The sequence below is a fragment of the uncultured Methanobrevibacter sp. genome, from assembly GCF_902764455.1.
Taxonomy (GTDB): Archaea; Methanobacteriota; Methanobacteria; order Methanobacteriales; family Methanobacteriaceae; genus Methanocatella.
In genome coordinates, this window is the sequence record NZ_CACWVY010000024.1 from 24,732 (window position 1) to 35,253 (window position 10,522).

Here is a 10,522-nt window from a genome sequence, read left to right on the forward strand (position 1 = left end):
CTAACATTAACATCACCTGAAGACTTTTTTCTAGAAAATATTATTATTTCCAGTAATTATATTTCACTTGAAATATATGTCTATTATATTATTTATTATATTTTTTATATAAAATTAGTAATAAAATTAATTTAATTAATATAATTGCGAAAAGATATATGAATACAAAAACAGACATATTATTAAAAAACAATGTTTAGAATGTGATAGAGTGAGTCGAAAAAGCAATGATCAAGGGCGAGCATTTGAATTCATAACCTTAATTACTTTAGGCGAGGAAATAAATAAAGTTAGAGAAGCAACAATTATAAAAAATAGTAGTTATGAAGCTACAAAAAGAGCTTGGGAAAATATAGATACAAATCTCCAAGCAGATTTAAAAAAAGCCGCTGTTGCTGCTGTTGGTTCTATTTTTGATTTGGAACCTATGATATTAGAAGATGGTAATGATAAACTCGAATTACTGGTACAACAAGATAGTCAGGGTGAAAAAGGAGATGTTCGTGATATTCTCATTGTCAGAAGAAATGTTAAATGGGAAATTGGTTTAAGTCTAAAACATAATCATTTTGCAGTAAAACACAGTAGACTCTCAAAAAGAATTGATTTTGGAGAAAAATGGTTCAATATACCATGTTCAAAACAGTACTGGGATGAAGTGAATCCATTGTTTGATTATTTACAAGAAGAAAAAATTAAAGGGACAAAATGGAGAGATCTTCCAGATAAAGAGAATGATGTTTATGTTCCTCTCTTGAATTCTTTTAAAGATGAGGTTGTAAGAAGCAATAAATTAAATTCTGAAGTTCCAAAAAGAATGGTTGAATATTTATTGGGTGAATATGATTTTTATAAAGTTGTTAGTGTTGATGCAAAAAAGATTACGCAGATTTTTACTTTTAATTTAAGAGGAACTTTAAATAAAGCAAGTAAAACAACAGAGCCAACTACAGTGATACCTGTAGCTAATTTACCTACAAGAATTGTTGAGATTGATTTTAAACCAGGAAAGAAAAATACAATCGAAATGTTTATGGATGAAGGATGGCAATTTAGTTTTAGAATACATAATGCATCTACAAAAGTAGAACCAAGTTTAAAATTTGATGTTCAAATAGTTGGAATGCCTACAACTATTATTTCAATAAACTGTATGTGGATGTAATTACTGGAGGAATAATAAAATGAAAGTAGCATCATTTTTTTCAGGAGCAGGAGGATTAGATTTAGGTTTTGAAAATGCAGGGTTTGATATTGTTTTTGCTAATGATAATTGGAAAGGTTGTTGGAAAACTTATGAAAAAAACCACGGTTTAAAAATTGATAGGAGATCAATTGAAGATATTAAAGGTGAGGATATTCCGGATGTTGTAGGTTTTATTGGTGGTCCCCCATGTCAAAGTTGGTCTTTAGCAGGTGCCATGAAAGGAATTAAAGATTCAAGAGGACAATTATTATATGATTATGTTAGATTAATCGAAGCAAAAGAACCAAAATTCTTTTTAGCAGAAAATGTTCCAGGAATGGTTTGTAAAACACATTTACCTGAATTTGAAAAATTCAAAGAAGCTTTAAAAGATATTGGATATAATGTTTCATTTAAAGTATTGAATGCAAATGACTATGAAGTTCCACAAGATAGAAAAAGAGTATTTTTAGTTGGTTTGCACGAAAGTTTAAATAAAGAATTTGAATTTCCAGAACCAATTGAACCTAAATTAACTCTTAAAGATGCAATTGGTGATTTACCTGAACCATTGCCAGCATATGGAAAAAATAAAGCTAATCCATTTGATGAAATGGAGATTCCCAATCATGAATATATGACTGGGGATTTTTCAACAATATATATGTCTAGAAATAGAGTTAGAAAATGGGATGAACCGTCTTTCACAATTCAAGCAGGGGGTAGACATGCGCCATGTCATCCTCAAGCAAATACTATGATTAAAGTGGATACTGATAAACGTATTTTTGATCCAGAATCACCAAAACCATATAGAAGATTATCTGTAAGAGAATGTGCGAGAATACAAACATTTCCTGACGATTTTATTTTTTATTATACTAATGTTAATGATGGATACAAAATGATAGGCAACGCAGTACCAGTTAAATTAGCTGAAAATATTGCGGTTAAAATTAAAGATATTATTTAGTTAAAAAATATTGCAACTCTTAACTTATAGAGTTGCAACACTATTGCAATCAATTGCAATTCCAAAAAAAGAGTAACATTAACAATAACAAAATCAATAACTAAAGCTTAAAACTATTGCTATTAAAAAAATAATAAAAATAAAAAAAGTAATGAAGATAAATAAAGTTATTCTTTATTCATCTCAGCATATAAATCATTAATATCGTCCATACTCATATTATGATGAGCTATGTTCATAAGAACAAATCTAAAGACCTCTTTATTTTTTCCACTAAGATCTTGCAAATCATCTATGTCATAATCATCCATGTAATATAATACCATTTCCTTAAAGAGATCTAAAGGTAAATGATTCCTTCTCATTTCCTCATCATCAGTATCAGCATCATCACTAGGCTTAGTTGGAACTTCTTTATCTCTCAGTCTGCTCCTGATTGATTCAGTTAGTTCATTAGCCCTATCAATGCAGTCATTGAGTTCTAATATTTCAGCATCTAAAATATTTCTATTCTGTTCGATTGCAACCTGGCAGCCCAACTCATAAAGTTCCCTGTTGGTCATCCCAGATAATTCTTTAGCTCTTACTGCCATACCTTTATCCGCCTTGATGTGGAAATCCTGTTTTTCAGCCATCATAACCGCCTCCACATAAAGCCCTCAAATTATTGCAATTACTAACTAACGCAAATAAAATATATTTATCTTCCATAACTATATCAGAAGATTCTTCATTAATTAATTCCATTCATAACACTTCCATAATTCACATAGAATCGGAAATGCGCAAAAAATAATTTTTTATGTATTACAAAATTTTATATAAAAAATTGCAATTAAGTTTATATATAACTATTTGTATAAATAATTATAAGTTTAAACTTACGTGATATGAAATGATTGCCGTCATTTCATATTTACATACTCGTACTATTTTTTTACACATTTTCAATACTTTAATCCAATGTTGTTTGATTACTGTCTCTTTGCAAACCTTCCTGTATATATCTTGTAATAAGATCAACCTCTTTGGTCTGAGTTTTCCTGGCATGAACTTCAAATTCAATTGCCAACTCTTCTGAAATTCTAAATGATTTTTGCTTAGTATTTGGCATGAATATCACTCACTCCAATATATAACGTTATTTTTAGAATTACTACTATATAAATAGATAGCAAAATAACAACTTATTTTTTTATTTTATTTGTATTATATTATATTATTTTATTATATTAACATAATAATAATTTGTATTGTAGTTACAAAATTACAATTGTAAAATTACCAAAAAATTATTATATCGATTTTTTCGCGGAAAATTTTTTTCGGGTTTTGAGTGAAAAGTTTACAATGAAACAGTCCACGCGGGAGTCCATAACGTGGACTGTAGTCCATACATCCATCCATATGGACACCCCTAAAAAATGTGTACCCCCCGAAAATTGCGTAGATTCTGAAAAGATAACAATGTTATATGCGCCGGACTATATTCGCAGGCAGCAATTTTTTAAGAATTTCTGAAAAAACAGTCCACAAGTATGTCCATAGACAGTCCATAACATAGTCCATAGTTAGTCCATAGCTATGGACACCCTAAAAAAAGAAGCTCAAATTGGCCTCAGATTTCAGATACATATGGGGTATACCTGATTTGGTATTGTCCATTAGTCCATCCATCCATCCATCAGTCCATTTGCAGTCCACATCAAAGTCCATCCATTACCATGTCCATAAACAGTCCATCAAGTAGTCCACAATATGTCCATAGTATAGTCCATAGACAGTCCACAACATAGTCCATAATATGTCCATGATATAGTCCACGATTCCATAAATTGTGGATATTAAGTCCATCATCATGTCCATAAGCAGTCCACAAGACAGTCCATAAAGTCCACTATATAGTCCATAGTAAGTCCATTAACATGTCCATAATGAAATAGCTATTTTTATGTAGAATACCATTTATCGACATCAACTCTTTGAGGTTGCTTTTCTGTTGCCAGCTTCTCATATCCTCCGGTAAATGCAACAACACAGTCATCATGTATCGCTTCATTAGGATATGCCGTAACTTTTTCTAGAAATTCCATGGCCCATTTTTTAGTAAACCCTGTTCTATCCTTCCCAACCAGGAAAATTCCGTTAAGTTGGATGTCAGCTGAAACTCTTCTGGCACGGTCAACTTTATTCTCACGTGAATTTCCAGTTCCTGTGGTAAAGCCTCTTCTGTTTAATTCATCAATAACTAACAGGCCAAAGTTCTTACCGGTGGAACCGTCAAGTTCTATATATTGCACATCTGACTTGTCACGTGCTGCAGTATTAACAATCTCATTAATTAAGTTTCTAGATTCCAATTGAAACTCATATGAATCCAGAATGTAGATATTGCCGTTTAAATCTTTAGCTAATAAAACACCTGCAGTATAATCTGGATCATTACCTTTCAATTTGTCATCGTTGAGAACTTCAGTTGCAGCAAGATCCCAATATCTGATAATCCGGATAATAGGAATTTTCATAAACTCGTCATGAGAGATCAGGTGGAAATCTGACTCATCAAATAATTCACCTTTAACTGAAGCATACCAGTTACCGTTCATTAACTGCTCACGTGTAACTCTATCTAAGCCCATAAGATATTCTTCATAGTCATTTGTATCTAAATATACATTATCTAAATAGCTGGAGCTAATAAAACGAATTTGGGATTTGTCCTGAATATCCTTATCTATCTTTTCGATGAATCTTTCACGCACCCATTTATTCCCACGCTTACCTGGATTACTGGATGCCATCAGCTGAGTTGGAAGTTTATTGTCTTTAGTTTTCCTGACACGTGAACGCATGTAAATATATTTAAAACGTTCCAGCTGCGTTAATTCATCAATACCAATGAATTGATATTCAGAACCTTGATAAGTATCTAAATCATTAACGTTACGCAAGTATCCAAATGTTAATGAATTGCCGTTTGGAAAAGTCCATGAGTGTTCAGTACCATCCCACTTTGGCCTAATAGCTGGGTCTCTTTGAATCTCTTTTCTATTAAGCCATTGGCTAGCTTTATGAATTAAAGCTCCTTTTCTTTTCAAATCAGATAATGTTCTTCTTAAAATTAGTGCATGATATTCATTAACATCATCCTGAACATAGAATAATGCTCTCATTAATAAGCTGGTGGATTTACTGCCTCCTGCAGCACCACCAATCAGAACTTCTTTTTCTGTTGCTAGAATCATCTCAGCTTGTTTGACAAAAGGCTTGAATGGTATGTATGGATTTTCATATACACATTTCTGAAGAATAGCTTTATCTCTTGCGCCTAAATAGAATTCATTGTTCTCGTTGTACATTATTATCATCTATTTGTTTTGCAAGGACTTCTATTTCATTCATAATGTCTTTTTGAGAGATTTCAATTTTCTTATCTTCCAGTTCAAGGACTCTGTTTTTAAATAATCTGTCCATTTCGTCTTTGAATAATTTGTTTTTAGCTTCGAATGTTCTAACAGATAATTCTAAATAACGTATTTTTAATTCAGTAAAATCAAGCAAGTATCTTCCTATATTCTTGTCAGTCGCATGGTTTCTTAATTCTCTTTCTAGTTTTTCAAAGTCAATCTCAATGTTTATTGCATTTCTAGTTATTTTATCGAGATTATCCAGTCCTGTTTGAATATCTGTGACCTGTTGTTGAAGTATTGTATCAATAGCTATATCTATGTTATCTTGATGAACGTCATTGTCAATTATTTGTTTTTGTGAAATAGCTCTATCAGTTAACGCTTTTTTATCCGGAGGGTTCTTTTCATGGTCTGTTAAGTCGTATTTCTTTTTAAATCTTGAAAATGTTGATCTACTTATTTCAACTTCATGCTCTTCTGCTAACCATCGCCTAACATTTGCATCAGTAGCTCCAGATGTTTTCATTACTTTTATTTCATCAAGTAATGTTTCCAGGAAATCACTTTTCTTTAATTTTAATTTTGCTTTGAATTTTCTATAGGTATTATCTGCGACATCTCTTCCATATTTTGTTTTTAGTAATTCACGGACTTCATTGTTACTCATTCCTTTTTTGCAACAGTTTATTATTTCTTGTTGATGTTGCTCTAAAAAATATTTCACGTCAGAATTTTTTCGACCCATAGGAGTGACCTCCTAAAGTCTTTTCAATTCTTCTTCAAGTTGATGTTTTCTTTCTTCTACAAGTTTACATTCTGCTTCTTTAATAGTTCTTTGAGAAGTAGGATTTTTTTCGACCTGACTTAACGTTTCTTTAGCATCTCCTGAAGCAATTATTTTTGCCCCAAGTTCGTATGCTTCTCGGTGGGAAAAATCAGAATCGACAACAATTTTTTTAAGTGCACAAGATACCCTGGCACTTATGTTTTCTTTTCTAATTTTCATAATATAATGTATATAATTTATATATATTACTATTATGGTATTAGTATAAAATTATATTATTAAAAAAATAGTGAAGTAATAATATTTAATTATTACCTTCTTATAATAAATTACTGTTTACAAGAGCCAATACAATAAATATAACATTGCAGCATATATACAAAACTAAGTATATCACGATTTAAAATATTATTTACTGTTCTTTTATAAATTATACTGTTGTATGGTGGTTAATCTTCTAATTCATCTAATTCTTTTTGTAGATCGTAGATTTGCATTTCTTTATAGACCCTTTCAAATTTGCCAGTTTCTATAAGATATGCTCCAACTTCAAGTGCATCTCTATATGTATAATTTGACTCTTTGATTATTTTTTTCTTATCTTCATCCATATATGAAGATGTGTTATTAACATTTGCCATAATTCATTGCTCCATTACACTTAGTATATACTAACTATAATATATATAATATCTTATTATTTTTTTTATATAAAAAGGTATAGGATATACGATTTCCTTTTTTTCTTATTTTAACACAAATTATCAATAACTTATCCGAATGAATTTAATTAAAATTTAAATTAATTTAAATGTCAAATATATGTTATACTTTATCAATTGAGGCTATTTTTTGTTTTAAAGATATAACAAAAGTTTTTAATTAGCATGTGCAAATCTAATTAAAGATTGTTCGTTGTCAATAGAATAACAATAAAATAAAAATAGCATAATATTTACTTGTCAAATGATATAGATTAACATGTCAACCGATACTAATAGCTCGACATATATTAAGGCATTGGGCTATGTCAAACGTACAAAAAATCGTCAACAAATCGTAAATATAATCGCTAATACAAGAAAGACACCTTCAGAAATCAAAGAAATAATGGATGTAGATTTCAGTCTAGTTTCGAGAGCATTAAGGGATTTAAAAGACAGAGATATTGTTGTATGTGAAAATCCTGAAGACAGAATTGGGAGACTTCATAAGCTTACTGATCTTGGATTGCAAATTTATGAGGAATTGAATCAGAAGTAAAAACTATTTTTTCAGTTAGCTGATGCTGACGCTTTATTTTCAACTTTGTTAATAAAGGTAAATAATGAGATAATTATCTGATAATAAAAACTAATTTTCATAGCTAGTGTTACCTATAGAATACTTGATGTTAATGTTGAGAAAATCAATAGCTACTTTTTTCTTTTCATTTATTTGGATGACATTAACATTAACGGTTGCCGTTTTGGATTTGGATTTAGATTTTGCACTGCGATATATATGCAAGGGTTTCAGAAATTAAGTTTAGAGTTGGTGATGGCTGGTGTTAATGTGGTTATGGAAATTCGCTTGCTATTTCATGATATTTATCACTTACAATAGCTACAAAGTCTTTTATCTCACCTGTGACTTCTAATGTGTCAATGTCAACTTCTTTTAGATAACATACACTGTTAATGTCTTCAGGGTCATCTGTTTCTGCAATACTGTACCATCCCATTATCTTTATTGGTTTATCCTTTGGGAATTTTTTTAACTCTTCAATCATTTCACTGCAGTTCATGTTTATCACCTAACTAGAATATAAATCTGTAAATAATGTTACTGATAACATTATATGCAAATAAATAGAAACATATCCTTATGACAGGTAAAGAGATTTCAGAATATATAACATTTCCAAGAACTTTTGAAAAATACAGATGGTACAAGCCCATACTTGTTTTCATAATAGGTGCAATAATATATTTAATACTCAACCTAATATTAATTGCCGTTTTCTCTGCAATATACGGAGAACACATTACGGGTCAACTCCTGCGTGGAGGATATGAAGTCATGAACTCCGAGATAGGAGAAATCTATTCTCATTTGGCGATAGCCATCATGATTCCATCTTTGTACATTGCAACTAAAATTGTTAAGGACAGACCGTTTTCCTCATACTCCTCTTCACGTGGAGGATGGAACACCCAACTCTACCTCAAGGCATTTATAATACCGTTTATTTTATTCATTATCGTTGGAGTTATTCAATCCGCAATACTGGGCAATGCGGGAGATTATCATTTTACAATACTGTTTTTTATAATTCTCCTAATTGTAGTGCCGATACAATGTATTGCTGAAGAATACGTGTACCGTGGACTTCTTATGCAAACATTAGGATCATGGTTTAACATACCATTATTGGCATTGATTCTCCAAGCCATAATCTTTGGATTCACTCACGGATACAATGGTATAGGAAACATTGGGATAATAATTTCAGGTTTAGTAATGGGATTTTTAGCATGGAAAGCCAATGGTTTGGAAGTCAGTTCCGCATTCCATACTGCAAATAATTTATCCTTCAGCTTACTGGTCATGTTCGGAATTCAATCCACAACCTCAACAATACAAATGGCTGATTTATTAATTTCAACCATGGGCTCTGTAATTTTCGGTATTTTACTTTATTACATCGGAAAGAGAAGCAACTGGTTTGGCGAGATTCCAGAAACCCCTCGGGAGGATGATTCTTAAATTGAATGCATCATCCATCTTTTAATTGATGGTTTTGCATTTATTGTCCAATGATATTTTACCATAGTTGTCTGATAAGTCGGAGTGATTGCTCACTCCTTTCTTCTCACAACGGCTGGTGTCAGTTTCCAAAAAAACTACTCAAGTAAATTTATTCTATATGAATGGGGTTCGAAAAATAAGTTTTGAATTGGTGATGGCAGGTGTTAATGTTGTTATGGAAATTCACTAGCTATCTCATGGTATTTATCGCTGACAATAGCTACAAAGTCTTTTATCTCACCTTTAACTTCTAAGGTGTTAAAGTCTACCTCTTTTAGATAACCTATTTTGTTAATGTCTTCAGGCATATCTGTTTCAACAATGCTGTACCATCCCATTATCATTAATGGTTTATCTTTTGGAAATTTTTTTAAAACTTCAATTGCTTCGCCACAGTTCATATTATCACCTTTTAACTACTATACAAATCTGTGAATATCCAGCTTGGATCATATGCTATGAGGTATCCGTCTTCACACCAGAGGGATCTAACATTACCTGAAGTTGTATCTGCTACCGCTGCAGGATCTCTGTTAATCCAGTTTCCTGAAGTATGTTTCTTATGTCTGAGCCTTAATCTGATATGACCAGTACCACTTACACGACATTTAACATGGACAAACTGCACATCATAGCCCAATGATTTTCCTATACGGTAATATACTTGTCCCCAGTCTACACAGTTGGAACCTTTACCTTTACTGGCGTCATTTATTGTTTGTTTGTCTGTTTTTTGTGAATCGAAGTATTTGCTATATAATTCTTTATTTGCTATAATAGCTAAGGCCTCATCTATGGTATTGCCTTTATAATTGAATGTCTTGATGAATAGCTTCATGGTACTGTCGTTATAGTCAGGAAGTTTGGACATCCTATATACTATAGCTGGAAGTCTTTTATTTGCGGTAATGTATGCTTCTGTTCTTATGGCCATGTCAATGTATTCAGCTTTATCTATCTGAAGGCCGTTTTTTAATGTTACATAGTTTGGAAGGAAATCTAAAGACTTGTTGTCTTTGATTACGGCCATTGTGTACATAGCCACTAGCTTATTGTTTCCAAGTTTCTTTGCTTTCTTTTCAATGTCTTTGCAGCTACCTTTTAGTTTGAGTATTTGGTAGTAGTCACGCTTCTTATATTTCTTTTTGTTCTGGAGCAGCCAGTAGGCAATGGAGTTCATGCCCTGGCAAAAGTAAGTCCAGCTTATACTATTACTTGACATATTATTTATTTTATATATTCAAGTATTATAATTTTTATATAATATGGTGATTATTGGACTCTTTCAAAAACTTTGTTGATTTTAAAAATTCAATGTAGTTGACAGGATATCTTTTAAATTACTAGAAAACACAAAAATGAAATGTGTTTTAAAA

The 10,522-nt window shown here is 31.4% G+C and carries 15 protein-coding genes; 4 read left to right on the plus strand and 11 right to left on the minus strand.

Annotated features, from left to right (window positions below; genetic code table 11):
• Positions 1–211 precede the first annotated feature (211 nt).
• Together QZU75_RS08710 and QZU75_RS08715 are read left to right on the plus strand one after the other, a co-directional pair.
• Positions 212–1,165 (plus strand): HaeIII family restriction endonuclease, encoded by a 954-nt coding sequence (locus tag QZU75_RS08710; protein WP_296883074.1) that lies wholly within the window; start codon positions 212–214, stop codon positions 1,163–1,165.
• 19 nt (positions 1,166–1,184) lie between these two features.
• Positions 1,185–2,159 (plus strand): DNA cytosine methyltransferase, encoded by a 975-nt coding sequence (locus QZU75_RS08715; RefSeq protein WP_296883076.1) that lies wholly within the window; start codon positions 1,185–1,187, stop codon positions 2,157–2,159.
• Between the two features lie 167 nt (positions 2,160–2,326).
• On the opposite strand, the gene QZU75_RS08720 is transcribed toward QZU75_RS08715, so the two are convergent.
• The 7 genes from QZU75_RS08720 to QZU75_RS08750 form a co-directional block, all read right to left on the minus strand.
• Positions 2,327–2,809: a hypothetical protein gene (locus QZU75_RS08720; protein ID WP_296883077.1), complete on the minus strand. Its 483-nt coding sequence runs from the start codon at positions 2,807–2,809 to the stop codon at positions 2,327–2,329.
• A gap of 305 nt (positions 2,810–3,114) precedes the next feature.
• Positions 3,115–3,273 (minus strand): hypothetical protein, encoded by a 159-nt coding sequence (locus QZU75_RS08725; protein WP_296883078.1) that lies wholly within the window; start codon positions 3,271–3,273, stop codon positions 3,115–3,117.
• 605 nt (positions 3,274–3,878) lie between these two features.
• On the minus strand, positions 3,879–4,025 hold the full coding sequence (locus QZU75_RS08730; protein WP_296883079.1) for a hypothetical protein: 147 nt from the start codon (positions 4,023–4,025) through the stop codon (positions 3,879–3,881).
• A gap of 83 nt (positions 4,026–4,108) precedes the next feature.
• Entirely contained in the window at positions 4,109–5,518 is a 1,410-nt protein-coding gene (locus QZU75_RS08735) for a phage terminase large subunit (protein ID WP_296883081.1), read from the minus strand.
• Positions 5,499–6,314 (minus strand): hypothetical protein, encoded by an 816-nt coding sequence (locus tag QZU75_RS08740; RefSeq protein ID WP_296883082.1) that lies wholly within the window; start codon positions 6,312–6,314, stop codon positions 5,499–5,501. Before QZU75_RS08740 ends, QZU75_RS08735 begins: the two co-directional genes overlap by 20 nt.
• Positions 6,315–6,326: 12 nt before the next feature.
• Positions 6,327–6,575: a hypothetical protein gene (locus QZU75_RS08745; RefSeq protein ID WP_296883084.1), complete on the minus strand. Its 249-nt coding sequence runs from the start codon at positions 6,573–6,575 to the stop codon at positions 6,327–6,329.
• 230 nt (positions 6,576–6,805) lie between these two features.
• Positions 6,806–6,967 (minus strand): hypothetical protein, encoded by a 162-nt coding sequence (locus QZU75_RS08750; protein WP_296883085.1) that lies wholly within the window; start codon positions 6,965–6,967, stop codon positions 6,806–6,808.
• A 370-nt stretch (positions 6,968–7,337) separates the two neighbouring features.
• On the opposite strand from QZU75_RS08750, the gene QZU75_RS08755 reads away from it, so the two are divergent.
• Positions 7,338–7,619, plus strand: a complete 282-nt coding sequence (locus QZU75_RS08755) for a MarR family transcriptional regulator (RefSeq protein ID WP_296883086.1) — start codon at positions 7,338–7,340, stop codon at positions 7,617–7,619.
• Positions 7,620–7,709: 90 nt separating this feature from the next.
• Here QZU75_RS08755 and QZU75_RS08760 read toward each other — a convergent pair whose 3' ends face one another.
• Positions 7,710–7,865, minus strand: a complete 156-nt coding sequence (locus tag QZU75_RS08760) for a hypothetical protein (RefSeq protein WP_296883087.1) — start codon at positions 7,863–7,865, stop codon at positions 7,710–7,712.
• 49 nt (positions 7,866–7,914) lie between these two features.
• Positions 7,915–8,142: a hypothetical protein gene (locus QZU75_RS08765; RefSeq protein WP_296883088.1), complete on the minus strand. Its 228-nt coding sequence runs from the start codon at positions 8,140–8,142 to the stop codon at positions 7,915–7,917.
• A 275-nt stretch (positions 8,143–8,417) separates the two neighbouring features.
• Here QZU75_RS08765 and QZU75_RS08770 point away from each other — a divergent pair, with 275 nt between their 5' ends.
• A complete protein-coding gene (locus tag QZU75_RS08770) occupies positions 8,418–9,104 on the plus strand; it encodes a CPBP family intramembrane glutamic endopeptidase (RefSeq protein ID WP_296883089.1) in 687 nt (228 codons plus the stop codon).
• 215 nt (positions 9,105–9,319) lie between these two features.
• On the opposite strand, the gene QZU75_RS08775 is transcribed toward QZU75_RS08770, so the two are convergent.
• Both QZU75_RS08775 and QZU75_RS08780 read right to left on the minus strand, forming a co-directional pair.
• Positions 9,320–9,547: a hypothetical protein gene (locus tag QZU75_RS08775; protein ID WP_296883090.1), complete on the minus strand. Its 228-nt coding sequence runs from the start codon at positions 9,545–9,547 to the stop codon at positions 9,320–9,322.
• A gap of 11 nt (positions 9,548–9,558) precedes the next feature.
• On the minus strand, positions 9,559–10,368 hold the full coding sequence (locus QZU75_RS08780) for a hypothetical protein (RefSeq protein WP_296883091.1): 810 nt from the start codon (positions 10,366–10,368) through the stop codon (positions 9,559–9,561).
• Between the last annotated feature and the right edge of the window lie 154 nt (positions 10,369–10,522).

What these genes read in the sequence shown, in the direction of transcription:
- QZU75_RS08730 (WP_296883079.1), bottom strand. Translation starts at nt 4,025, where the DNA reads ATGGACATGATGATGGACTTAATATCCACAATTTATGGAATCGTGGAC.
- QZU75_RS08750 (WP_296883085.1), bottom strand. Translation starts at nt 6,967, where the DNA reads ATGGATGAAGATAAGAAAAAAATAATCAAAGAGTCAAATTATACATAT.
- QZU75_RS08725 (WP_296883078.1), bottom strand. Translation starts at nt 3,273, where the DNA reads ATGCCAAATACTAAGCAAAAATCATTTAGAATTTCAGAAGAGTTGGCA.
- QZU75_RS08780 (WP_296883091.1), bottom strand. Translation starts at nt 10,368, where the DNA reads ATGTCAAGTAATAGTATAAGCTGGACTTACTTTTGCCAGGGCATGAAC.
- QZU75_RS08775 (WP_296883090.1), bottom strand. Translation starts at nt 9,547, where the DNA reads ATGAACTGTGGCGAAGCAATTGAAGTTTTAAAAAAATTTCCAAAAGAT.
- QZU75_RS08770 (WP_296883089.1), top strand. Translation starts at nt 8,418, where the DNA reads ATGAACTCCGAGATAGGAGAAATCTATTCTCATTTGGCGATAGCCATC.
- QZU75_RS08745 (WP_296883084.1), bottom strand. Translation starts at nt 6,575, where the DNA reads ATGAAAATTAGAAAAGAAAACATAAGTGCCAGGGTATCTTGTGCACTT.
- QZU75_RS08765 (WP_296883088.1), bottom strand. Translation starts at nt 8,142, where the DNA reads ATGAACTGCAGTGAAATGATTGAAGAGTTAAAAAAATTCCCAAAGGAT.
- QZU75_RS08740 (WP_296883082.1), bottom strand. Translation starts at nt 6,314, where the DNA reads ATGGGTCGAAAAAATTCTGACGTGAAATATTTTTTAGAGCAACATCAA.
- QZU75_RS08715 (WP_296883076.1), top strand. Translation starts at nt 1,185, where the DNA reads ATGAAAGTAGCATCATTTTTTTCAGGAGCAGGAGGATTAGATTTAGGT.
- QZU75_RS08735 (WP_296883081.1), bottom strand. Translation starts at nt 5,518, where the DNA reads ATGTACAACGAGAACAATGAATTCTATTTAGGCGCAAGAGATAAAGCT.
- QZU75_RS08755 (WP_296883086.1), top strand. Translation starts at nt 7,338, where the DNA reads ATGTCAACCGATACTAATAGCTCGACATATATTAAGGCATTGGGCTAT.